The sequence below is a fragment of the Roseateles sp. NT4 genome, assembly GCF_051857475.1.
In the GTDB taxonomy this organism is placed as follows: Bacteria; Pseudomonadota; Gammaproteobacteria; order Burkholderiales; family Burkholderiaceae_C; genus Pelomonas.
Window position 1 is genome coordinate 130,059 of the sequence record NZ_JBPZGZ010000003.1, and the last position, 23,343, is coordinate 153,401.

Sequence of the window (23,343 nt, forward strand, 5' to 3'; positions counted from 1 at the left end):
CCGGATGCGTATCGAGATCGAACCCGGCGTCCGCCTTTTCGTCGACATCGAAGGCCTGGGCTATGAGCCCAACGGCCCGGAGTTGCGCGAGAAGCCGACGCTGATCCTCATCCACGGCGGCCCGGGTTTCGACCACACCGCCTTCCGGCCCTTCTTCAGCCGTTTCACCGACCTCTGCCAGGTCGTCTATTACGACCAGCGCGGCCATGGCCGCAGCGACCCGCGGCCGGCTGACGAGTGGGTGCTGGACGTCTTCGCCGACGACGTCGTGAAGCTGTGCGATGCCCTGGGCGTCACCAAGCCCATCGTGCTGGGCCAGAGCTTCGGCGGCTTCGTGGCCCAGCGCTATCTGGCCCGCCACCCCGAGCATCCGAGCAAGGTCGTGCTGTCCAGCACCTCGCATCACTTCGGGCTGGAGCGCAAGATTGAACGCTTCGGGGCCCTCGGTGGCCCCGACGCGGCGGCGGCCACGCGCGAGTTCTGGGAGAACCCCGGCCCGGCGAGCTGGGCGGTCTACGAGAAGCACTGCCGCCACCTCTACAACACCCAGCCCAAGAACCCGAATGCCGGCGGCTGGATGATGTTCAAGCCCGAGATCCTGTACGCCCACACCCGCACCGAGCTGCGCGACATGGACCTGCGCCCGGGCCTGTCGCAGGTGCAGTGCCCGGTGCTGGTCATGGCCGGCGAGCAGGACCCCGTCACGCCGCCGCAGGATGCGGAGGAGATCGTGGCCGCGCTGCCCGCTCAGTGGGTGCAGTTCGAACGCTTGGCCAACGTCGGCCACGGGGCGTGGCGCGACGACGCCGAGGCGGCGGAGCGCGTGCTGCGGGCCTTCCTGACCCCGCGTCAGGGAGCGGGCGACGCCAGCGGCTTGCCCTTCTCGACCACGTAGACGCCGATCAGGCGCACCGGTGCGTCGTTGACGTTGTGGGCCTCGTGCACCGTGCCGGCCGGGATGACGAAAGACTCGCCGGCCTTGACGGCGCGCGGCGGCTGACCGTCGATGAGCAGTTCGACCTGGCCTTCGACCACATAGCTGATCTCGTCGCCAGGATGCGTGTGGCGGCCGGAGCGCGCGCCCGCGGCGACCTCGACCTTGGCGACGACGGCCTCGCGGCCCGCCACCGACACATCGCCCCGGCCCACCACCGTGCGGGTCAGGCCATTGGCCTGGGCGAACAGGCCACCGGCCACTGCCAGGGCCGCCAGGCCCAGGCTCCACTTCAGAACTCGTTGCTGCATGAGACAGATCTCCGAGGCACAAAAAGGGGTGGCCAGTATGCGCCGTCGGTGTTTGCGCAAGGGCGGCTGGCGCGGACATTGCTCGACAATGCGCTTTCGCCTTCTCAGCGCCGCATGACCGCCTCGACCCGCCTCGCCCATGTCTGAGCTCACTCCCAGCCAGTGGAGCCTGCTTCCCGACGAACCCGAGGAGGCGCTGGCCCCCGACCCGCTGGCGATGGCCCTGTCGGCCGCCCTGCGCAGCCGCGACGGCCATTTCTACGAGCTGACCGGCCAGGTCAACCAGCCCGGCGAGCCGCAGGCCGGCCTGACCGAGCGCTGGAAGCGCTTCTTCGCCGCCGGCGGTTCGGCCGGCTGGCAGGAGCTGTCGGCCAAGGCCCTGCGCGTGCAGCGCCGCGTCATGGAAGACGGCGCCAGCTACAACGTGCACAGCGACGGCCCGCCGTTGCCCGGCCAGGACGGCGAGGGCATCGCCCTGGCCCGCCACTGGCCGCTGGAACTGCTGCCCATGCTCATCGAGCCCGACGAGTGGCGCGAGATCGAGGCCGGCATCATCCAGCGCTCCAGGCTGCTGGATGCCGTCATGGCCGACACCTATGGCGAGCGCCGCCTGCTGCAGCAGGGCCTGCTGCCCGCATCGCTGGTGCTGGCCCATCCGCAATACCTGCGCGCCATGCACGGCAGCGCTTCGCGCGGCGACGTGCACCTGCATGTGCTGGCCTTCGACCTGACGCGCTGCGCCGATGGCCATTGGTGGGTGGTCGGCCAGCGCACCCAGGCGGCCTCGGGCCTGGGCTATGTGCTCGAGAACCGCCTCATCATTGCCCAGCAATTCCCCGAGGCCTTCCGCCAGATGGCCGTGCAGCGCCTGGCGGCCAGCTACCGCGACTTCATCCAGGCCCTGACCCAGCTGTCGCCCGCCGGTGAGCGCAGCCGCGTCGCCCTGCTGACGCCGGGACCGCGCAACGAGACCTATTTCGAGCAGGCCTTCCTGGCCCGCTACCTCGGCATCACGCTGGTGGAGGGCGCCGATCTGACGGTGCGCGCCGACAAGGTCTATCTGAAGACCCTGGCCGGCCTGGAGCGCGTGCATGTGCTGCTGCGCCGCGTCGACGACACCTGGCTGGACCCGCTGGAGCTGCGCCCCGACTCCATCCTCGGCGTGCCCGGCCTGCTGCAGGCCGCGCGGGCCGGCGAGGTCATCATCGCCAACGCGCCGGGCTCGGGCTGGCTGGAAAGCCCCGGCCTGGCCGCGTTCTGGCCCGGCGTGGCCGAAGCCCTGCTCGGCGAGGAACTCAAGCTGCCGGCCATTCAGAGCTGGTGGTGCGGCGAGGAGAGCGCCTGGGCGGCGCTGCGCCCGCGCCTGGCCGAGTTCATCGTCGTGCCGACCTTCTCGGCCAGCACGACGACACGCAGCTTCGCTCCCATCGTCGCCGCAGAGCTGAATGACGGCCAGCTGCACGACCTGGCCCTGCGCATCGACGCCGATCCCACGGCCTACACGCTGCAGGCCCGCGTCAAGCCCACCAAGCAGCCGGTCTGGACGCGCGGCGCGCTGGAACCGCGCGTGGCCGTGCTGCGCGTCTTCGCGATGACCGACGGCGAGGGCGGCTGGAAGGTGCTGCCCGGCGGCCTGACCCGCGTGGCGCCGCGCCGCGACCCGCTGGCCGATGCCTGGCTGTCGATCCAGCGCGGCTCGCTGAGCGCCGACACCTGGGTCATGACCGATGGCGAGGTCGACCCGACCAGCCTGCTGGCCCAGCCCCTGCAGGCCACCGACCTGCGCGATGTGCACTGGACCGTCACCAGCCGCGCCGCCGAGAACCTGTTCTGGCTGGGCCGCTACACCGAGCGCGCCGAGAACAGCGCCCGCCTGGCCCGCTACGTCATCGAAGCCAGCGTCATGGTGCAGCGCGGCGCCATGCCGCCGCCCATGCTGCCGCTGCTGGACGCGCTGGCGCGCCGCCACGGCCTGGTCGGCGCCGATGCGCCGCAGGCCGAGGAGGACCCACGTGGTTTCGAGCGCGCCCTGCTGACGGCGCTGCTGCCGGGCTCCGGTGTCACCAGCGTGGGTTGGAACCTGCGCGCCGTGCAAGGCTGCGCCCAGGCCCTGCGTGAGCGCCTGTCGCCCGAGGCCTGGCGCCTCATCCACGAGACGGCGGCGCAGTTCGAGCAGCATCTGCGCGCCGTGCTGGACCGCCCCGGCCCGAACGCCTCGGTCACCGATGTGCTGAATGTGCTGGCCCGCGCCGACACCCATCTGGCCGCCATCACCGGCGCCCAGACCGACCGCATGACCCGCGACGACGGCTGGCGCCTGCTGTCCATCGGCCGCCAGCTCGAGCGCCTGTCCTTCCATGCCGAGGTGCTGGCGGAGACTTTCGAGCAAGGCTTGGCCTTGACGGAGGACGGCTTCGCGCTGCTGCTCGGCGTGTTCGATTCGACCATCACCTACCGCGCCCAGTTCCAGGCCCGGCGCGAGGCGGCGCCCCTGCTGCATCTGCTGGTGCACGACACCGACAACCCGCGCTCGCTCGGCTGGGTGGCGCGCACCATGCGCGAGCGTTTCGCCAAGCTGGCTCGCCACGACCCGGGCTGGGCGGCCGACATCGCCGCCGACCTGCCCATGCCCGAGGCCTGGCCGTTGGCCGAACTGGTCGGGCCGGGGGCGACCCTGGTCGAGCATCTGCAGCGCGCGGCGGCCCAGGCGGGCGAGCTGTCCAGCCTGATCAGCCAGCGCTATTTCGCCCACGTCATCGGCGCGGAGCAACGCGTATGGCAGTGAAGCTCAGCGTTCATCACGTCACCGAATACACCTACGACGACTCGGTGGAATGGGCCCATCACGCCGCGTGCCTGGCGCCCCAGGACACGCCCTGGCAGGACGCCAGCGGCTGGCAGCTCAATATCGACCCCCTGCCCGACGGCTGGGGCGTGGAGGGCCTGGAGCTGGACGCCAGCGAGCTGGTCCGCCATCTGCGCCGCGATCCCTGGGGCAACCGCCACCTGAGCTTCGGCCATGCGCGCGTGCACGAGAAGCTGGTCGTCGACAGCCGCTTCGTCGTTGAGCTGCAGGACCGCCCGCCGCCCAACGCCCTGCGTGGCCCCGACTGGGAGTCGGCCGCGCGTGGCCTGCGCTACCGTGCCGGCCGGGCCCTGCAGGAGGCCGACGAGTTCGCGCTGGCCTCCACCTATGCCGCCCCGGATGCGACCCTGGCTACCTATGCCCGCCGCGCCTTCACGCCCGGCCGCACGGTGGCGGCGGGCGGGCTGACGCTGATGCACCAGATCCACACCGACCTGCGCTATCTGCCCCAGAGCACGACGGTGGCGACGCGCGCCGCCGACGCCCTGGCCCAGCGCAGCGGTGTCTGCCAGGACTTCGCCCATGTCTTCATCGCGGCCTGCCGCTCCCTGGGCCTGGCGGCGCGCTATGTGAGCGGCTATCTGCTGACGCGCCCGCCACCGGGTGCGCCCAAGCTGGTCGGCGCCGATGCCTCCCATGCCTGGGCCGAACTCTGGTGCCCCGAGCAAGGCTGGCTGGCCCTGGACCCGACCAATGCCGTGCCGGCAGGCCTGGACCACGTGACGCTGGCCTGGGGGCGCGACTATGCCGACGTGGCGCCATTGCGCGGCGTGCTGCGCGGCGGCGGCGTGGCGACGTTGCGTGTCAGCGTGACGGTGGAGCCGGCGTGAAAGGCCGCGGGCGGCTGCTGTTCGGCCTCCCCCTCTTGCTGCTGGCAGCCTGGGCAGGTCTGCAGGTCATGGAGGAACGCGCCATCTTGGCTGCGGTGGAAGCGAGTCAGCGGCGCTGGGACTGCCTGGTCGAGCAAAACGCGACGAACCCGGCTTGTGCGGATCCCCGCATCGCGCGTTCCGAAGATGCGGACCGATGCCCGCACGCCGTGGCGGTGTGTCGCGGCCAGGGCCTGTACGCGGCGTTCGATGACGCGTTCGAGCAGGCGGGCCGTTGGGCCAAGGCGAGGGCGCTGCTGCTGAGTGCGACCTTGTTGGTGTCCATCGCGCTGGCGTCGAGTTGGGGCTGGCGTTGGCTGAAGCGGCGTTGGGCCCTGCGCGCCAGCCGGAGCAGGTCCGCTGACAGCCGGGTCTAGTTCCAGTCGGCCAGCACCTGTTCCTCGTCGGACTCGACAGGGCGCACGATGACGCTGGCAAGCTCGCGGCCCTGGCTGTCGAGCTGGGTGACGACGCTGATGTCGGCTTCGAAGGACCGCCCGTCGCGGCGCCGCATGCGCAGCCGGCCCTGGGCCTGGCCGCGGGTGGCGCGCTCGGTCATCAGCGCGGCCAGGCGCGGGTCGGCCAGGTCGAGGATGTCGGCGCGCGCGGCGGCCCGCAGCTCGGCCTCGCTGCGGCCAAAGAGGGCACAGGCGGTCGGGTTGGCCGCCACGATGCCGCCGCCGGGCCGGGTGTTGAGCACGGCCTCATGGCTTTGCTCGAACAGCAGGCGCCAGCGGGCCTCCCCGGGCGGCGCCGCGGCGTTGGGCACGGCGGCGGTGGGGCGCAGGGCCAGCGTCGCCAGGGCGGCGGCGCTGACGAGGCCGAGGGCGAGCAGGGCCCAGGTCGCCTCGTCGGCATGCTGCCACCAGGCCATGACCGGTGGCGTCAGCTCGACGCGCCAGTGGCGGTCGGCCACGGGCAGGTCGAAGCTGACCGCCGGCGGGGTCAGGGCGGCGCCCGGCTCGCTGTCATAGACCGGCAAGGGATTGCTGGCGTCGGTCACGCGCACGCGGGCGGCCAGGTCGGCCGGCAGGGCGCTGCGCACGAGTTCGGCGCTGCGGAAGGCGATGCCGACCACGCCGCTGGCGGCGGCCCGCCGCTCCTCGCGGCCGGCCGGCAGGCGGCCATCGCGGTAGAAGGCAGCGCGCACGACGATGCTGGTCAGTTCGGGATGGCTGGGCCGATGGCGGTCACGCGCCAGCAGCAGCGGCGGGGTGGCGACCAGGTCGCCCACGGCGATGGCGCGCTCGACGGCCGGGCGGTAGGGCTGGGCGGGGTCGTAGAGGTCGTAGCCGTCGTTGGTCGGGTCGGCCGGGAACTGGTGGCGCAGCAGCATGTACTCGGGCCGCTCGCCGGGGGGCTGGACGCCAAAGCTGGGGTGGCCGGCGGGGTCGGCACTGCGGTCGGCGTGCACGCGCTGCAGATAGGCCGCCAGCCCGTCGGGGCTGACGCGGTCGGCGACGAAGCTCAGGATCAAGCCCGGATAGCGGCCCGAGCCCAGCACGCTGTCGGCATAGCGCGAGAAGCGTGCGTCATCCAGGGGTACCGGTCCACTGGCCGCCAGGCGCAGGGCCGGCAGCAGGTCGAGCTGGCCGCGCACGCTGCGGGCCAGGGCCTGGCGCAGCGTTTCGGCGCGGTGTTCGAGCAAGGTCAGGCGCTCGGCAGCGTTGCGCTGCAGGGACCAGGTCGCCAGGCCCAGCGTCAGCGCGAGCGAGGCGGCGAACAACAGCCCGGGCAGCAAGGCCCGGACAGGGGGCGTGGCGCGAGCGGCGAGCTGGGCCAGAGTTGTCTCCCGAAGCTGGCAGGACCATGGCCGGCCCGGGCTAACGCCTCAGTGTGCTGGCATGGCAGCCCGATGATAGGCCCGATCAGCTCTTCAGCAGCGGCAGTACCGACACGACCATCAGGGCTGCTGCACCCCAGTTGAAGGCTTGCAGCGCGCGCGGGCGGTGCAGCCAGCGGCGCATCTGTTCGCCCAGCAGGGCCCAGGAGCCGCAGCAGGGCAGGTTGACGAGCACGAAGACGGCCGTCATGGCCGCGGTGCCGAGTTCGCTGTAGGCCGTCACGGCGGTCAGGGCCATGGCCCAGGCCTTGGGGTTGACGACCTGGAACAGTGCCGCGGCGCCGAAACCCATGGGCTTGCCGGCGGCCTGCGCCCCGTCGGCCTTGGGCGGGGCGGCCGTCGCGACCTTCCAGGCCAGATAGAGCAGATAGGCCAGGCTGGCCCATTTCAGGCCGTCATGCAGGCCGGGGTAGCGCGTGAAGACCTGGCCGAGGCCAAGGCCGACCAGGGCCAGCATGACGCCAAAGCCAAAGCTGATGCCCAGCAGATGGGGCAGGCTGCGCCGCCAGCCGAAGTTGGTGCCCGAGGCCAGCAGCATCAGGTTGTTGGGGCCGGGCGTGATGGAGGTGACGAAGGCGAAGCCCGTCAGGGCGATGAGGGTGGCACTGGTTTCCATGGCGCGCAACTCTAGGCAGAGAAGCGTCGAATGGGCTTGCGTTGTGCGGTGTCAGCCGCTTGTCTTGTGCAATCATCTGCGGCCATGGATGCCATTGACGACAAGATATTGCGCGAGCTGGTCAAGGACGGTCGGGTGACCAATGCGGAGCTGGCCCAGCGCATCGCCCTGAGCCCCTCGGCCTGCCTGCGCCGGGTGCAGGAACTGGAGAAGCTGGGCGTCATCAAGGGCTACCGGGCCGTGCTGGACCCGGCCCGCCTGGGCCTGGGTTTCGTCGCCTACGTGGCCATCGGCCTGTCGCGCCACACCCTGGACGAGCAGCTGGGCTTCGAGCAGGCCATGCGCGACTGCCCGGTGGTGCGCGAGTGCCACAACGTGACGGGGGCCTTCGAGTACCTGCTGCGCGTCGAGGTGACCGACCTGCCGGCCTACAAGCGCTTCCATGCCGACGTGCTGGGCGGCCTGCCGCAGGTCAGCATGATCACGAGCTACATCGTCATGGACTCGCCGAAGGATGAGCGGGGGTGAGGGGTGCGGCTGTCGGTGGTGGGGCGAGGATCGCTGCCCAGGGGATGGTGAATTCAACCTCGTGCGCTGCGGGAGTCGGTTTGACTGCGGACGAGGTGACAGGGAAGTAGGCCAACCGAATCACCAGTTGTTCTTTCGAATCTTTCATGGCAACGATCTTCTTGTGGTGGACCTCGTAGCCCAGCCTCAGCTTGTCGTTGCGAACAGACCCGCGAGCGAAAACCGTTCCGGATGGATCGATACCAATAACTTGCAGGTCCGTTTGCCCCAAAGAGCCCAACAAAAGAACGGCATGCTGCGAACAGTGCACCTCGAAGATGCCCCGCGGCATCAACAGCAACCAGCTCCAAATACGCAATTCCGCTTCGCCGTAGTCCGCGGACCGTTTGGATTGCAGTGCGTCTTGTGGGCAACCCACAAGCCTTGGCCATGCGGCTGCGCGTTCGGCCGGCTCAAGGAGGGCATTTGGAGCGACCAATTCAACTTGAGCAGAACTGCTGACGTCGAAGTTCCGCCGCCGGGCCCCCGGCGGATCGGGGTTCAGCAACTTCGCGAGCCATGCGCCCGCTTGATCCCCCGGCCACCCGTCGCGGGGCATGGAGAAGGAGGCTAGTTTGACGCCTCGGTTCCTCTCAAATAACTGAACCGTTCCGCTTGAAACCAAGCCCTGCCACGCTGCTGGTAGCCAACGCGTGGATCGCTGATCGACTACGACTTTGTAGGTAGGCGCCAGGCCTTCCTGAGCTGACTTGAAGACGATGCCCGGCAGCACCTGGCGATAGGTGTTTCCGTTCAGATCAACTCTGGTGAAACCGTGCGCGAACGCATATCCGAGTTCGAACTTGGCATCCGGATAAGGCCTAACTCCAAGAATTTCCAATTCGATTTCGCTGCTGGGGGCCAACACAGGGAGCTGGCCCCCGGTCCGGACGCTCGATGCGGCGACCAGAATCACATACGGTGTCATCGCGACGGAAAGCGCCCAAAGGACGCGGGTCCTCGTGGGGATTCTTCCGTCACTTGCGTCCTTTGCGCGGCTTCGACGAACCAAAAACCAGCAGGCAAGCGCCACGCTCCCGATGTGTTGAAACAACGGGTAGAAGCTCAATACGGCGTTTCCAGAGTCTTGGGGCAGCCATTGGCTCAGAGCCATACAAGCGGCGACGAGGGCCACCGCCGCAGCCCAAGTCAGCAGTACAAGCCTTGCTACCGATCCGAGGCTTGCATCAAAGCGGATCGATGCCCTGGTTAGGTTGAAGAGGCCCACAGCTATCTTGAGTACCAAGCCGGCTGTCGTGCAGATCGCAAGCATGGGAATCGCTGCCATAAGCAGCAACCCAAGGAATCCCATGGAGAACAATTCAAGTCCTGAAGTTTCGAGAGCTGATGGGCCGAACTTCCGAATTGAGCTCGTGGCCCTACGTACTCCTCAGGAATGGCAAGCCTATCCTTAAGAAGCCATTGGCGAGTGGCTGCTCCTGGCCGAGAGAAGCCGCCCTGCTTGTCCCGAGCCCTTAGCCAGCCGTTTAGCGCTTGACCTTGCCGTCACCGGTGAGCATGGACAGCTCGACGAAGCTGGAGCCGGCGTGCTTGGTGGCCGAGAAGCTCAGGCGGTAGCCGCGCGCGTCGTAGCCGGCCAGGCCTTCCAGCGCCGCGATCAGGGCGTCGCGGTTGAGGCGGCCGCCGAGGCGGCGCAGGCCGTCGACGATGACGCGGGCGGCCACATAGCCTTCCATGCTGGTGTAGTTGGGCTCGGCCTTGGCGTCGGCCTTGTGCAGGGCCAGCTGGTAGTCGTTGACCAGGCCGACGGCGGTGCCGAAGGGTGAGGGCATGACCTGGGAGACGACGATGCCGGCGGCGTCCTTGCCGAGCTCATCGGCCAGGGCCTGGGTGCCGACGAAGGAGACGTTGTAGAACTGGCCGTAGTAGCCGGCCTTGCGGGCCTCGCGGATGAAGGCGGCGCAGCTCTTGTAGGCGCTGATCTGCACGATGGCCTCGGCCTGGGCCGGCACCAGCGTCTTGATGGCGGCGGCCACGTCGACGCTGTTGCGCTCCACGGTCGCGACGGCCACCGGCTGCAGGCCGCGCTTCTCCAGCGCACGCACGACGCCCTTGAGACCGGCTTGGCCGTAGGCGTCGTTCTGGTGGAAGACGGCGATCTTCTTCAGGTCCAGCTGGGTCAGCTGTTTGACGATGAGTTCGGTCTCGTCGTAGTAGCTCGCCCGGACGTGGAAGATCAGCTTGTTGAAGGGGTCGCGCAGGGCTTCGGCGCCGGTGAAGGGCGCGATGAAGGGGATCTTGGCGGCGTTGAACAGCGGTAGGGCGGCCATGGAGGTCGGCGTGCCGACATAGCCGAACAGCGCGAAGACATCCTCCTGGATGAACTTCTCGGTGTTGGCCTTGCAGCGCGCCGGCTCGTAGCCGTCGTCCAGCGTCTTCAGCACGATGGGCAGGCCGCCCACGCCGCCGGCGGCGTTGACGGCGTCGAAGTAGGCCTTGGCGCCCAGCTGCATCTGCAGGCCGAGCTGGGCCGCCGGGCCGGTCAACGGCACGGACTGGCCGAGCACGATGGCGCGGCGCTCCTGGGCACGGGCGAAACTGGCCGGCAGCGCGAGGCTGGCCAGGGCGAATTGGGCTTGGCGGCGGGTCAGCATGGGCGCGCATGATGCCCCAAGCTGAGGAAACTGGTTACAACCGGTCGGCGGACAGGATGCCGCGGGCGTGAATACGCCCCGGCTGAAACACTTCCTAACTTGTGCGTGCGCGGGCCCGGCCGGCGCGCTTGTTGGCGAACATGGCCTCGTCGGCATGGCGCATCAGCGCGTCCGGCGTGGCGCCGTCGACCGGGAAATGGGCCAGGCCCAGGCTGCTGCCCACGGACACCTGCACGCCGCTGCTCAGCGTGATGGGCTGCATCAGCGCGTCCAGCAGCCGGTTCAGCACCGGCTCGGCATCGGTCGACGCCGCGGCCGGCGTCAGCAGCACCACGAATTCGTCGCCGCCCAGCCGGGCCACGGTGTCGCTGGCGCGCAGGCCGGCATGCAGGCGGGCCGCGACGGCCTTGAGGACCTCGTCACCGGCGTCGTGGCCATGGCTGTCGTTGATCTGCTTGAAGCCGTTGAGGTCGAGATAGGCCAGGGCGAAGACATGGCCGCTGCGCTCGGCGCCGGCAATGGCCTGCTTGAGGCGGTCGCCCAGCAGCAGGCGGTTGGGCAGGCCGGTCAACGCGTCATGCAGGGCGGCGCGCTCCATGCGCGCCTCGTGGGCCTTGCTCTGGGTGATGTCCACCATCATCCACAGCGAGGCGCCGTCGCTGCCGGGCAGCTCGACGCCAGCCAGGTCGACCCAGATCAGCGAGCCGTCCTTGCGTCGCATCTGCAGCTGGGTGCGGAAGCGCCCGCCGGCCTTGAGCTGCGGATAGGCCAGGGCGCCCAGGGTTTCGTAGGAGGTGTCGTCGGCATAGAGCTGGCGCGCCGGCACGCCCAGCAGCTCGCCGTCGCCATAGCCGAACATGCGCTCCAGCGCGTGGTTGCGCCAGACCGTCAGGCGGCCGCGCAGCTTGGCAATGCCGACGAGGTCGCTTTCCAGCATGGCCTCCTGGTCCAGGGTCAGCTGATGCAACTGCTGGCGGATGCGGTGGGTCTCGCTGATGTCGAACATCACCGAGCGGCTGCGCAGATAGCGGCCGTCGGCGTCGTAGACGGCGCTGGCCGACAGGCTGACACGGCGGGTCTGGCCATGGCGGCCGGTGACGTCGAACTCCAGGCCGGAGACCCGCCCTTCGCGCTTGAAGCGGGGGAAGGCCTCGCTGAACAGCTTGCGGCCCTCGGCGTCGAAGAAGTCGGCCGGTGTGGCCTGGCCGATCAACTCCTCGGCCGTGCAGCCCAGCCAGTTCAGGCCGAGGGCGTTGATCTGCAGGAAGCGGCCGTTCTGGTCCAGCGCGTAATAGGCGCAAGGGGCGTTGTCGTAGAGGTCCTGCAGGCTCTGGCGCGCCTCGTCGGCCTGGGCCTGGAGCTGCTTGCGTGCCGTGATGTCGGACTCGATGATCATGAAGCCGGTCAAGGTGCCGCTGTCGTCGTGCAGGGGCTGGATCTCGATGTCCACCCAGTAGTCGCGGCCGTCGCGGGCGCGGTGCATCAGCTCGACCTTGCAGCCCAGGCCCACGTTCATGGCCTCGCGCATGCCATGCACGGTGTCGGCATCGGTCAGCTCGGAGTGCAGCAGTTCGCTGGGCAGGTGGCCCAGGGCCTCGGCGCTGGCGTAGCCGCTCAGGCGCGTGAAGCCGTCGTTGACCCAGACGATGTGACGCTCGGGGTCGGTGATGAGGACGCCGTTGGTCGTGTGGCTGGCCACGCGGGCCAGGCGCGCGAGGTCGGCCGTCATGCCGCGCGCCATCTGCTCGGCGCGGGCCCGCCCGGCGGCCAGCAGATAGACGGTCACGGCCAGCAGCAGGCTCAGCAGCGCGCCGCCCAGCTCCAGGCCGATGCCGGAGAGGCCGAGCAGCCTCAGGGTGGCATCGTGGGTCAGGGCGCTCTCGAGCATGAACTCGCGCCCCGCGACCGAGAAGGACACGGACTCGACAGACGGCGCGTCGGCCAGGGAGTATTCGGCCGCCTCTTCGAGGCTCAGGGACTGTCCCTCGCGCAGGGCCAGCAGAGGCTTGAACTCGCCGTTCGCGGCGCGTGTGGACAGCTTCAGGTCCAGCAGCGGCGCTGCCGGCTCCGCCACGCCATGCAGCAGTTCGTTGGCCACCAGCGGCGCATACAGCAGGCCCAGCAGGGCGGCGCGGCGCTGCACCGCCGTGCCCGGGTCGTGCCCCTGTCGATAGACCGGCACCAGCATCATGAAGCCGGGCCCCTTCAGCGGGTCCTGCACCAGGCGTACCGGCGCGGACAGCGAGGCCTCGCCGGTGTCGATGGCCCGCTCGATGGCTTCGCGGCGTACCGGCTCGGCGCCCGAATCGATGCCCCAGGCCGCGAAGTTGCGCGAGAACGGCGAGATCTGCGTGACGACGTAGAGCGTCGGGTCGGTGCCCGTGCCATGCACCCGGAAGCCCGTGGAGCCCTCGCGCTGCCGGGCCGCCACAAAGCTGTCGAGGTCGCTGCGCGCCACCTTCTCGATGAAGCCGAAGCCGCGCACGCCCGGGAACTCCTTGGGCAGGTCGCGCGATTCGACATAGGCGTCGAAGGCCTCCCGCGTGAACCTGCCTTCCAGCGCCGCCAGCGCGCCGCGCGCACCCTTGAGGCCATAGACCGGCATGGTCAGTCGCTTGACGACATCGCCCTGAAGGCGCTCGACCTGGCGTTCCTGCAGGCCTCGGGCCTCGACGCCGGCGCGCTGTTGCTGCCAGATGACGGCACCGGCCGTCAGCGCAAGGCCGATGGACAGCACCGCGGCCGCTGCGATCCACGCGGTGGTGCTGACCATCTCTGGCCCGGTATAGCCGTCTCCGATGCGCAAGCTGTCGCTCTCGTCTTGTCGGTATGCGGCCCATTGAAGCATGTCCGGACGGCGCCGTCACCCGCCCGTGGCCTCAGCCGGCCGCGCACAATCGCGCGCCATGAACCTCTTTCTGATCCAGGCCCGCGCCAACCGCCTCATGAACCGTCGCCTGCTGGCCGCCGTGGCCACGTTGTCCGACGCCGACTTCCATGCACCGCGCACCAGCTTCTTCCCCAGCCTGGCGCTGACGCTGAACCATGTGCTCAACGTCGACCACTACTACATCGCCGCCCTGCAGGGCGATGCAGCGATGCGGGGCATCTGGGCGAGTTACGTGCCCGCCAAAACGGCGGGCGAGCTGGCGGCGCGACAGGACGAGAGCGACCAGCGACTGATCGCCTTCTGTGAAGGCCTGCAGCCGGGCGATGAGGAGAACATCGTCGCCTTCGACCGCGGTGCCGGCATTGAAAACGGCCCGCGCGAGCCGCTGGGGCGGGTGCTGGCCCACGTGTTCATGCACCAGACCCACCACCGTGGCCAGGCCCATGCCATGCTGGCCGGCACGGCGGTGAAGCCGCCGCAGCTGGACGATTTCATCATGCTGGGCGACGACAAGCACCGCACGGCCGACATGGCGGCTCTCGGCTGGGCCGAGCCGGTCTGATGCCGGCCGTGCGCGTCTGGCTCGTCGTCACCGCCCTGCTCAGCGGAGTTGCCATCCTGCTGATGACGGTCGTGCTGGGCGCCTTGACGCCCGGCTACAGCCATCTGTCGCAATTCATCAGCGAGCTGGGTGCCAGCGGTGCACCCTACGAGTGGTGGGCGCGCCGCCTGGGCTTCCTGCCGGCCGGGCTGAGCCTGCTGGCCTTCTGCGTGCTGGCCTTCAAGGCGATGCCGCGCTCGACCGGCGCGACGCTCGGGCTGATCGGGCTTGCCGTCTATGCGGCGGGTTATGTGGCGGCTTCGCAATTTCCCTGCGACCCGGGCTGCCGGCCGGCCGAGCCCAGCCTGTCCCAGGTCATCCACAACACGGTCGGCGGACTGGGTTACGCGCTGGCTCCAGGCTTCCTGGCGCTGCTGGCGCGCGCCTCGGGCGGCGGCATGCTGGCCCAGTTGGGCTATGCCGCGGCCGCTGTAACCGGGGTGGGACTGCTGACGCTGACGCCGGCGTCACCGCTGGTCGGCCTCAGCCAGCGGGCCATCGAGCTGGCCGTGCTGGGTTGGGTGGCGCTGCTGGGATGCGATCTGGCGCGGAGGAATTGAGGGGCGGGAGGGCGCCCGGGCCTCCCACGCTTGCACCCGGCGGTTTGCCGTGGGGTGTCCTGCATCGGCTATGGTTGCGCCGGCAACTAAAGCCGAGTTCGGTGGACTCGCAGGGAGGATGAATATGAAGAAGTACTCGATTGCCTTCGCCGCGTTGTGCGCGGCCCAGGCCTGCATGGCTGAACCTCTCCATGTGGATGGGCTGGCAGGCGGCTGGCTGTCGACGACGTTTAGCTACGGCGCGGCACCAGGGGCCGGTCCTGGTGCGCTGAGCTTCCAGACCGATGCGCCGGGGCGGGCGGTCATTGGTCCCGTCGGAGGCCCGTTCATGTGGGGCAAGACGGTGGCGCTATCGGTTGACATGCAGTCCACCATGGCCAGCCTGGGTGCTGTGCTTCAGGACGGCAGTTTCACGCAGAGTTTTGCAGCTCAAGGAAACCTGGATATCAGGATGCTGGATGGCATGCTGGGCAACCTGCTGTCGGCCAACATTGCAGGAGGCACGGTCCAGGTTGATCTCGCGACCCACCACGCGGTAATCGAGTTCAATCTGACAGGTTTGACATCGGGCAGCCTGTATCTGACTGGCCTGCCCGCGTCATTGCGATTGGAAGGGGATCTGGCTGCCGCGCCCGTTCTCGGCAATTGCGCTGACTATGCGTACAAACCGTCATGCGCCGCAGGGGAGAAGTTTCTGGACGATTTCGTCCTGACCTCCCTGTCGAGCAATTGGAGCGTCTCGAGTGCTGCGTTCGCAGCACCTGTTCCGGAGCCGGCCACGGGCGCGCTGGTGCTATTGGGGGCATTGGTGGTCGCTGGCGCAGTTCGCCGTTCGCGAACGATGCCGCACCTGGCCTGACGAGCCAGCGAGGCTCACAGCTCAGCCACGCCATTGACGCGCACCGGCTGAGCCACGACTTCGACAGCGCGGCCCTGGAAGCGGACGTGCTGGGCTGATCGCCCGGACCGCGGCCCGCTCAGGGACGCAAATTGCCGACCTCGCCGTCGTCGTACTGCTTCCCCAGCGCGGCGCCGACCAGCATCTTGATGCCGGCCACGGCGTCGCCGTGCTTGTTGTCCCAATACTGTCCCTGAACCGGACGCACGCGGATGACGCTGATGCAGGGGTCGTCCTGGCCCTGCTGAAACCACACGCGGGCCAGCGGGGTCCACAGCTTCTGGATCAGCGCGCGGTCGTGCAGCACGATGGCCTGGCCGGTCAGGTGCAGGAAGCCCGAATGCCCGGAGGCCTGGAAGTACAGCTCAACCTCGCCGTTGGCTTCGATCTGGGCGTTCTTGTTGCTGTGCCTGTCGCTCAGGAACCAGAGGTTGCCGTCCTCGTCGCATTCGCGCACGCCCATCGGGCGCACGCCGCCGTGGGTGATGAGAAAGCAGGTGTCGGCCTTGTCGACAACGTCACGGATCTTCTGCACCGCATCGCCGCCGGCCAGGTCGTGGCGCGTGTCGGCGTTGTGGGCGTCCGGGTGGGTGGGACTCATGTCCTGGGTAGCCTGATGCTGCTGTGGGATGGTCATGGTGCTGATCCTTGATTGACGGTCATGCGTCAAGATAGGACGTCAGCGTCGCCGTGCCTGTCAGCGCGCATGCCGTGCCGCTGTCGGATCGGGCTCGACGCTCGGCGCGCGACTTTGGTCCTCCCTGATCTGAGCCGCCTGGGTGCGGATTCGCCGGCGTTCGTCGTCCGGCAACTGCCTCAGTTGCTGCAGCGGTCCGGTCATGCGCGGGTTGCCGCTCAGGCGCGTTTCGTGGCGCACCAGGAAGTCCACGTACAGCGTCGTGAACGGGCAGGCGCGCTCGCCGGTTCGCTGCTGCGGCTGGTAGCGGCAGCCACGGCAATGCGGGCTTTGGCGCGCGATGTACTGGCCACTGGCGGCATAAGGTTTGCTGGCCATCAGGCCGCCATCGGCGTACTGGCTCATGCCCAAGGTGTTCGGCAGCTCCACCCACTCCACGGCGTCCACATAGACGCTCAGGTACCAGCCGTGCACTTGAGACGGCTCGACGCCCAGCAGCAGCGCGTACAGGCCGGTCACCATCAGACGCTGGATGTGGTGGGCGTAACCGTGCTCCAGCGTCTGCGTGATGGCGTCGCGCAGGCAGGCCATGTCGGTCTCGCCCGTCCAGTACCAGGCCGGCAGCGGCTCGTGCGCGTCCAGGGCATTCAGGCTGGCGTAGCCCGGCATGCCGGTCCAGTAGATGCCCCGCACGTATTCGCGCCAGCCGAGGATCTGGCGGATGAAGCCTTCACCGCTCGCCAGCGGTACCCGGCCGGCGCGCGTGGCGGCTTCAGCGGCGGCGATGACTTCGCGCGGGTTCAGCAGCTTCAGGTTCAGCGCGGCAGACAGCTGCGCGTGGTACAGCCACGGCTCGCCCGGCCACATCGCGTCTTGGTAGGGGCCGAACAGCGGCAGGCGCTCTGTGACGAAGGCCTGCAGCGCCTGCAGGGCCTGCGAACGCGTCAGCGGCCAGGCAAAGCTGTCCAGCCGCCCGGGGTGGCCGCCGAAGCGCTCGCGCACCAGCGAGATGACTTCGCGCGTGATGGCGTCCGGCGCGAATCGCGGCGGCTGCGGCAGGTCGAAGCCCGGGCCGTCGGAGCTGAAGGCGCGGCGGTTCTCGGTGTCGAAGTTCCAACGGCCACCCAGCGGCTCGCGCCCCTCCATCAGGATGCCGAAGCGCTCGCGCTGCTCGCGGTAGAAGAACTCCATGCGCAAGCCGCGGTCGCCGCGCGTGGCGGCGTGGGCGGCGAATTCGGCCGGCGTGGTGAAAAAGTGGCGGTCTTCGCGGACGTCGAGCGGCACACCCTGCGCGGCCGTCGCTGCCTGCAGCGCCTGCAGCACGCGCCAGTCGCCCGGGTGGGTCAGCACGACGCGGCTTGGCCTCAGCCTCGCGATGTCATGGACCAGCTGCGCGCCCAGGCTGCCGAGCGTGGCGGGGTCGTCCAGCCGCCGGTAGTGCATGGGCCACCCGGCCTCGTGCAGGTTTTCAGCGAAATGCCGCATGGCGGCCAGGAACAAGGCGATGCGCGGCTGGCTGCTCCAGACGTGGGTGGACTCCTCCCCGACTTCGGCCATCCACACGGCGTCCCGCGAGGCGTCGAAGCCGTCGAACGCCGCCGCATCCAGGTCCAGCTGGTCGCCCAGCACCAGCACGAGATCACGCATCGCGTTTGCCTTTGGCGTCGCGGCGGCAGCGCTCGCTGCAGAATTTCACGTCGGCCCAGTTCTTCGCCCAAGCCTTGCGCCAGGTCATCTCACGCCCGCAAGCGGCGCAGGGCTTGCTGGGCAGGTTCGCTTTATTGCCTTTGAATGTGGGGGGCGACATGGCTCCCAGCATAGGCACTCGGCGAGATCACAGCTCCGCCACGCCCTTGACCCGCACCGGCATCGCCACCGGCTGAGCCACGACCTCCACCGCGCGGCCGTGGAAGCGGTCCAGCAGGGACTGCCACTGCTTCTTCACCGAGATGACGTTGGCATGCTTGACATGGCCATAGCCGCGGATCTTCTCGGGCAGGCGGGCCAGTTCGACGGCGGTGTTGAGGTTGTCCGCGGTCAACGAGGCCAGGATCTCAGCGACCAGCTTCTCGTAGTCGACGATCAACTGGCGCTCCATGCGCCTCTCCTCGGTCTTGCCGAAGATGTCCAGCATGCCGCCGCGCAGGCCCTTGAACTTGGCCAGCCACTTGAAGGCCGTGAAGGTCCAGCTACCCAGCTCGATCTTCTTCGCGCGGCCATCGGCGCCGGGCTTGGAGATCAGCGGCGGGGCGAGGTGGAAGGACAGGCGCTCCCAGTTCTCGAACTGGTCCTTCATGGCCTTCTCGAAACGGCCATCGGTGTACAGGCGCGCCACCTCGTACTCGTCCTTGATGGCCAGCAGCTTGGCGTAGTAGCGGGCCACGGCCTGGGTCAGGCGCTGGCCTTTGCCGAGAGCCGACTCGGCGGCGCGCACCCGCTCGACCAGGGTGCGGTAGCGCTGGGCGTAGGCGGCGTCCTGGTAGTCGGTCAGGAACTGGGCGCGGCGCTCGATCAGGCCATCGGGGCCGTCGAGCTGGTCGAAGTTGAAGAGCTTCACCACATTGACGTCGCCAGCCAGGCGCTGGATGGCATCCGGCGCGGCGATGGACAGGCGGCCGAGCGCGAAGGCCGTCTTGTTGGCTTCGGCGGCGACGCCGTTCAGCTCGATGGCGCGCATCAGTGCGGCCTCGCTGACGGGAATCAGCCCGCGCTGCCAGCAGGCGCCCAGCATGATGATGTTGCTGGGCAGGGTGTCGCCCATCAGGCGCTGCGAGATGTCCTGCGCATCAATCGTGTCCAGCGCACCGTGCTCGCCGACGGCGAACTTCATCTTGGCCAGCAGGGAGTCGCCCTGCAGCGAGGCATCCGGGTTGCGCACGAAGCCGGCCGTGGGCAGCTCGTGCGTGTTGGCCAGGATGACGGTGCGGCCGGCCTTGACGGTGCCCAGCGCGTCGGGCGAGGCGCCGACCACCATGTCGCAGGCCAGCAGCACGTCGGCCTGCTGGGTGTCGATGCGCACCTGGTTGAGCAGGTCCAGCGTCGGCGCCACGCGCACGAAGCTCAGCACCGCGCCGCCCTTCTGCGCAAAGCCCATGAAGTCCAGCACCGAAGCCTGCTTGCCTTCGAGGTGGGCGGCCATCGAGACCAGGGCGCCGACCGTGACGACGCCGGTGCCACCCACGCCGGTGACCAGCAGGTCGAACGGCCCCGTCCACTGCCAGGGCGCGGGCGGTGCGATGGCGGCGAGTTCGCGCGCCAGGTCCTGCGCCGTGTAGCTGGCGCCGGCCTTCTTCTTCAGCACCGGGTCGTGCACCGACACGAAGCTGGGGCAGAAGCCGTTGACGCAGGAGAAGTCCTTGTTGCAGCTGCTCTGCTCGATGGCGCGCTTGCGGCCCCAGTCGGTCTCGACGGGCACCACGCTCAGGCAGTTCGACGCCACGCCACAGTCGCCGCAGCCTTCGCAGACCGCCTCGTTGATGAAGATGCGCTTGGGCGGATCCGGGAATTCCTTCTTCTTGCGGCGGCGGCGCTTTTCGGCGGCGCAGGTCTGGTCGTAGATCAGCACCGTCACGCCTTCGATCTCGCGCAGCTCGCGCTGCACGGCGTCCATCTCGCTGCGGTCGTGGAAAGTGGTGCCGGCCGGGAACAGGCCATGATGGCCGTCGTACTTGCCGATCTCATCCGACACGACGACCAGGCGCTTGACGCCCTCGGCCTCCACCTGGCGCGCGATCTGCGGCACGCTGGTCTGGCCGTCCACCGGCTGGCCGCCGGTCATCGCGACGGCGTCGTTGTAGAGGATCTTGTAGGTGATGTTGGTCTTGGCCGCGATGGCTTGGCGGATGGCGAGATAGCCCGAGTGGTAGTAGGTGCCGTCGCCCAGGTTCTGGAAGACGTGCTTCTCCTTGGTGAAGCGGCTGTGCGCCGCCCAGTCCACGCCCTCGGCGCCCATCTGGATGAGGCCCGACGTGCCGCGCTCCATCCAGCTCGCCATGAAGTGGCAGCCGATGCCGGCCAGGGCCTGCGAGCCCTCGGGCAGCTTGGTGCTGGTGTTGTGCGGGCAGCCGGAGCAGAAATAGGGCTGGCGGCGCACCGCGTCGGCGGCGTTGGACAGCAGCTGGGGCGTCAGGAAGTCGACGACGAGATGGCGGCGGTCCAGGGCGGGGTTCAGGCGCGCCAGCCAGTCGGCCACCGTGCCCATGATGCGGCTGGGGCGCAGCTCGCCCAGGGCGCTCAGCACCGCGCAGCCATGCTCGTCCGTCTTGCCGACGACGCGCGGGCGCTGGAAGTCCGGCAGGTGGTAGAGCAGTTCCTTGATCTGGCGCTCGACGACCGGGCCCTTCTCCTCGATGACGAGCACGTCGGTCAGGTTGGAACAGAACTCGGTGATGCGCGTCGGCTCCAGCGGGAACACCAGGCCGACCTTGTAGACGCGCACGCCGGCCGCGGCCAGCGCGTTGGGGTCCAGGTCGAGGCGGCGCAGCACTTCCATGAAGTCGTAATGCGCCTTGCCCACGGTCACGATGCCCAGCGTCGCGGCCGGGCTGGTGACGATGTGCTTGTCGATGCTGTTGACCTTGGCAAAGGCCTTCACCGCGTCGAGTTTGTGCGCCAGGCGCGACTCCAGCTCCAGCGAGGGCAGGTCGACGGAGCGGATGTGCAGATTCGTCGGCGCCGTGTAGTCAACGGCGTGGTCGAAGTTCAGGCCGACGGCGTCCAGGTCCACCGTCATGCCGCTCTCGACGACCTCCGAGATGGCCTTGAAGCCGACCCAGGCGCCCGAGAAGCGGCTCAGCGCCCAGCCGTACAGGCCGAACTCCAGGTACTCGGCCACATTGGCGGGGTGGACGAGCGGCATGCTCCAGGCCTGCAGGGCCTGGTCGCTCTGGTGGGGTGTGCTGCTGGACACGCAGCCATGGTCGTCGCCACAGACGACGAGCACGCCGCCCTGCGTCGACGTGCCGTAGACATTGCCGTGCTTGAGCGCATCGCCCGAGCGGTCCACGCCCGGCCCCTTGCCGTACCACATCGCAAACACGCCATCGACGGTGCGCTGCGGGTCCAGGGCCACGCGCTGCACGCCCAGGCAGGCCGTGGCGGCCAGGTCTTCGTTGATGGCGGGCAGGAACTCGATGTGGGCCTTCTCGAGGAACTTCTTGGCCTTCCACAGCTGCTGGTCCACCATGCCCAGCGGCGAGCCGCGGTAGCCGGAGACGAAGCCGGCCGTGTTCAGCCCGGCGCGCTCGTCCTGTGCTTTCTGCGCCAGCAGCAGCCTAACCAGGGCCTGCGTGCCGGTCAGGAAGACGGCGCCGCCGTCGGCCGCGAGGTTGTCGCTGAGCTGGTAGGGGCGCAGGCTGGGCGTGACGGGGGTGTCGGCCATCGAAGGGTCTCCTTGGGGGCGAGGAATTCTTCCCTCCCGGCGGCGGAAGAACTTGCCTCAATGCCGGGTTGGCGCCGGCCCAATGAGATGATTCTTCTCCAAAGAGGCATTTCATGGAACAAAACCCACTCGACCGCGCCAGCCTGCAGATCCTGGAGGCCCTGCAGGCCGATGCGCGGCTGTCGACCCAGGCCCTGGCCGAGCAGGTTGGCCTGTCGGCCACGCCGGTGTGGCGGCGCGTCAAGGACATGGAGGACCGCGGCGTCATCCGCGGCCAGGTGGTGCTGGTGGACCGGGAGAAGATCGGCCTGTCCATCCTGGTGCTGGCCAACGTCAGCCTGGTGCGGCACAGCGAAGGCGCGGTGGAGCAATTCGAGCAGCTGGTGTCCACGCGGCGCGAGATCATCGAATGCCATGCCATCACCGGCGAGGCCGACTACGTCATCAAGGTCGTCGCGGCCGACATGAAGGCCTACGACCTCTTCCTGCAGCAGCACATCTTCAAGCTGCCGGGCGTGAGCAGTGTGCGCAGCAACGTCGTGCTGCGCGAGGTCAAGTACGAGACGGCGCTCCCGGTGGACTGAGTCAAGCGGCTCGGGCTCAGTTCAGGAAACCGTTCACCGAGATGTCGACGCTCTGCGCGCCGCCGAAGGCTACGCAGGATTGGCCGCCCACGCCGGGGTAGACCAACGGCGTCGGATACGTGAGGTGCACCGTCTGGTTGGCCGGCACATGGACGTAGAAACGCGGCGTGCTGCCACCGATGACGTTGGTGCTGCCGCAGATCTGGCCGCCGGCCAGCACGGGGGCGAAGACGAAGATCGTGCGGTCGGTGGAGCCGAGGTTGGTCAGCGTGATCGAGGTGACGCCCAGCGTGCTGCCGGCGGTGGTTGGGCCGACGGTGACGTAGTTGGCGCTGCCGTTGGCCGAGTCCTGGAAGGGCCGGCTCGGCAGCACCGATTCGACCAGCGCCGCCTTGGTGGCAGCCAGCGCGGGCGTGAGGGCCAGGACCGACAGCGCGGCGCAGGCGAGGGTGGACAGCAGTCGCATGAAAGTCTCCTTCGAGGGATCGCGTCAAACGTGCCGGCGCAGCGCCAGCGTCAACAGGCCCAGCGCCAGCAGCAGCGCTGCACCGGGTTCGGGCACGAGGGCGGTCGAGGTGATGTCGACCGCATAGGCGCTGCTGCAGCTGGCCGCGCAGGCGCCGCCGGACCAGCTCGCCGCCAGTCCGATGAAACCGTCGCCCAGCGTGCCGCTGCCCAGGTTCTCGGCGAAGGAGAAGTTGGCGGGCTGACTGATGGCGATCGTGTAGCGCCCCGCCGGCAGGGAGCCGACGTGCAGCGTCGAATCGGCGCAGCTGGGCGCGGCCGTACCGGGCGGGCACAGGCCGTCGTCATTCGAGACCAGGAAGGTGGCTGCACCGCCCCAGCCCGCGAACAGCGACACATAGGGATCGAAGCCGCCCGCCGCGACGGCCTGGCCGGCGGCATTGACGCCCCCGCCGAAGCTCCAGGTCTGGGCGTCGAGGGCGGCGGCGGCGCTGGTCTCGAACTCGATCAGCGCGACGTCGTTCGGGTTGTCGGCCGCCAGCAGCCCCTGCGCGGACAGCGTGGCGGCCGGCGCGGCCGTGCAGACCATCATGGCGGCAAGCGTGGCAGCGTATCGGGACGGCATGGCAACTCCTTGTCGAGGCGCGAGGCATGCTGCGCGTCGGGCTCGGCCAGCGTCGACCCCTAGAACCTCCGTCCTGCACCGT

At 69.0% G+C, this 23,343-nt stretch carries 21 protein-coding genes; 9 read left to right on the forward strand and 12 right to left on the reverse strand.

Translation table 11 applies throughout. From position 1 onward, the window contains the following. The first annotated feature begins 4 nt into the window (after positions 1-4). Complete coding sequence (locus tag ACS5PN_RS19525; protein WP_439465681.1) at positions 5-895, forward strand: alpha/beta fold hydrolase; 891 nt, start codon at positions 5-7, stop codon at positions 893-895. Here the strand turns inward: ACS5PN_RS19525 and ACS5PN_RS19530 are convergent. Then, positions 850-1,245 carry a cupin domain-containing protein gene (locus ACS5PN_RS19530; RefSeq protein WP_439465682.1) on the reverse strand — a complete coding sequence of 132 codons (396 nt, stop codon included), beginning with the start codon at positions 1,243-1,245 and terminating at the stop codon, positions 850-852. The genes ACS5PN_RS19525 and ACS5PN_RS19530 overlap by 46 nt on opposite strands. A 139-nt stretch (positions 1,246-1,384) precedes the next feature. On the opposite strand from ACS5PN_RS19530, the gene ACS5PN_RS19535 reads away from it, so the two are divergent. Genes ACS5PN_RS19535 through ACS5PN_RS19545 form a run of 3 tightly spaced genes read left to right on the forward strand, consistent with a single transcriptional unit; the run spans position 1,385 to position 5,357 of the window. Continuing rightward, complete coding sequence (locus tag ACS5PN_RS19535) at positions 1,385-4,030, forward strand: circularly permuted type 2 ATP-grasp protein (protein ID WP_439465683.1); 2,646 nt, start codon at positions 1,385-1,387, stop codon at positions 4,028-4,030. After that, a complete protein-coding gene (locus tag ACS5PN_RS19540; RefSeq protein WP_439465684.1) occupies positions 4,021-4,941 on the forward strand; it encodes a transglutaminase family protein in 921 nt (306 codons plus the stop codon). The genes ACS5PN_RS19535 and ACS5PN_RS19540 overlap by 10 nt, the downstream gene beginning before the upstream one ends. Continuing rightward, positions 4,938-5,357, forward strand: coding sequence for a hypothetical protein (locus ACS5PN_RS19545; RefSeq protein WP_439465685.1), 420 nt, complete (start codon positions 4,938-4,940; stop codon positions 5,355-5,357). The genes ACS5PN_RS19540 and ACS5PN_RS19545 overlap by 4 nt, the downstream gene beginning before the upstream one ends. On the opposite strand, the gene ACS5PN_RS19550 is transcribed toward ACS5PN_RS19545, so the two are convergent. Both ACS5PN_RS19550 and ACS5PN_RS19555 read right to left on the reverse strand, forming a co-directional pair. After that, positions 5,354-6,721 carry a CHASE domain-containing protein gene (locus ACS5PN_RS19550; RefSeq protein ID WP_439465686.1) on the reverse strand — a complete coding sequence of 456 codons (1,368 nt, stop codon included), beginning with the start codon at positions 6,719-6,721 and terminating at the stop codon, positions 5,354-5,356. The genes ACS5PN_RS19545 and ACS5PN_RS19550 overlap by 4 nt on opposite strands. A 127-nt stretch (positions 6,722-6,848) precedes the next feature. After that, entirely contained in the window at positions 6,849-7,439 is a 591-nt protein-coding gene (locus ACS5PN_RS19555) for a LysE family translocator (RefSeq protein ID WP_439465687.1), read from the reverse strand. 84 nt (positions 7,440-7,523) lie between these two features. Between ACS5PN_RS19555 and ACS5PN_RS19560 the strand changes: the two genes are divergently transcribed. Beyond that, entirely contained in the window at positions 7,524-7,967 is a 444-nt protein-coding gene (locus tag ACS5PN_RS19560) for an Lrp/AsnC family transcriptional regulator (protein WP_439465688.1), read from the forward strand. Here ACS5PN_RS19560 and ACS5PN_RS19565 read toward each other — a convergent pair. The 3 genes from ACS5PN_RS19565 to ACS5PN_RS19575 form a co-directional block, all read right to left on the reverse strand. Beyond that, positions 7,936-9,294, reverse strand: coding sequence for a hypothetical protein (locus ACS5PN_RS19565; RefSeq protein ID WP_439465689.1), 1,359 nt, complete (start codon positions 9,292-9,294; stop codon positions 7,936-7,938). The genes ACS5PN_RS19560 and ACS5PN_RS19565 overlap by 32 nt on opposite strands. 199 nt (positions 9,295-9,493) lie before the next feature. Further along, positions 9,494-10,621, reverse strand: a complete 1,128-nt coding sequence (locus ACS5PN_RS19570; RefSeq protein WP_439465690.1) for an ABC transporter substrate-binding protein — start codon at positions 10,619-10,621, stop codon at positions 9,494-9,496. A 94-nt stretch (positions 10,622-10,715) separates the two neighbouring features. Further along, positions 10,716-13,427 (reverse strand): CHASE domain-containing protein, encoded by a 2,712-nt coding sequence (locus ACS5PN_RS19575; protein ID WP_439465691.1) that lies wholly within the window; start codon positions 13,425-13,427, stop codon positions 10,716-10,718. Positions 13,428-13,527: 100 nt separating this feature from the next. Here ACS5PN_RS19575 and ACS5PN_RS19580 point away from each other — a divergent pair, with 100 nt between their 5' ends. From ACS5PN_RS19580 to ACS5PN_RS19590, 3 genes are all read left to right on the forward strand, one after another. Beyond that, the gene (locus ACS5PN_RS19580) at positions 13,528-14,073 is read left to right on the forward strand and encodes a DinB family protein (protein WP_439465692.1); all 546 of its coding nucleotides are present in this window, start codon (positions 13,528-13,530) and stop codon (positions 14,071-14,073) included. Continuing rightward, positions 14,073-14,672, forward strand: a complete 600-nt coding sequence (locus tag ACS5PN_RS19585; protein WP_439465693.1) for a DUF998 domain-containing protein — start codon at positions 14,073-14,075, stop codon at positions 14,670-14,672. The genes ACS5PN_RS19580 and ACS5PN_RS19585 overlap by 1 nt, the downstream gene beginning before the upstream one ends. Before the next feature lie 124 nt (positions 14,673-14,796). Further along, positions 14,797-15,531, forward strand: coding sequence for a PEP-CTERM sorting domain-containing protein (locus tag ACS5PN_RS19590; RefSeq protein WP_439465694.1), 735 nt, complete (start codon positions 14,797-14,799; stop codon positions 15,529-15,531). 118 nt (positions 15,532-15,649) lie between these two features. Here ACS5PN_RS19590 and ACS5PN_RS19595 read toward each other — a convergent pair whose 3' ends face one another. The 4 genes from ACS5PN_RS19595 to ACS5PN_RS19610 are packed head-to-tail and all read right to left on the reverse strand — an operon-like array spanning position 15,650 to position 21,587. Further along, positions 15,650-16,207, reverse strand: coding sequence for a pyridoxamine 5'-phosphate oxidase family protein (locus ACS5PN_RS19595; RefSeq protein ID WP_439465695.1), 558 nt, complete (start codon positions 16,205-16,207; stop codon positions 15,650-15,652). Between the two features lie 60 nt (positions 16,208-16,267). Beyond that, positions 16,268-17,854, reverse strand: a complete 1,587-nt coding sequence (locus tag ACS5PN_RS19600; RefSeq protein WP_439465696.1) for a cryptochrome/photolyase family protein — start codon at positions 17,852-17,854, stop codon at positions 16,268-16,270. Next, on the reverse strand, positions 17,847-18,014 hold the full coding sequence (locus tag ACS5PN_RS19605) for a DUF2256 domain-containing protein (RefSeq protein WP_439465697.1): 168 nt from the start codon (positions 18,012-18,014) through the stop codon (positions 17,847-17,849). Before ACS5PN_RS19605 ends, ACS5PN_RS19600 begins: the two co-directional genes overlap by 8 nt. Positions 18,015-18,041: 27 nt before the next feature. After that, a complete protein-coding gene (locus ACS5PN_RS19610) occupies positions 18,042-21,587 on the reverse strand; it encodes an indolepyruvate ferredoxin oxidoreductase family protein (protein WP_439465698.1) in 3,546 nt (1,181 codons plus the stop codon). Between the two features lie 113 nt (positions 21,588-21,700). Between ACS5PN_RS19610 and ACS5PN_RS19615 the strand changes: the two genes are divergently transcribed. Beyond that, the gene (locus ACS5PN_RS19615) at positions 21,701-22,171 is read left to right on the forward strand and encodes an Lrp/AsnC family transcriptional regulator (RefSeq protein ID WP_439465699.1); all 471 of its coding nucleotides are present in this window, start codon (positions 21,701-21,703) and stop codon (positions 22,169-22,171) included. A 16-nt stretch (positions 22,172-22,187) separates the two neighbouring features. Here the strand turns inward: ACS5PN_RS19615 and ACS5PN_RS19620 are convergent, their stop codons facing one another. Beyond that, a complete protein-coding gene (locus tag ACS5PN_RS19620; protein WP_439465700.1) occupies positions 22,188-22,637 on the reverse strand; it encodes a hypothetical protein in 450 nt (149 codons plus the stop codon). 24 nt (positions 22,638-22,661) lie between these two features. After that, positions 22,662-23,261, reverse strand: a complete 600-nt coding sequence (locus ACS5PN_RS19625) for a DVUA0089 family protein (protein WP_439465701.1) — start codon at positions 23,259-23,261, stop codon at positions 22,662-22,664. Between the last annotated feature and the right edge of the window lie 82 nt (positions 23,262-23,343).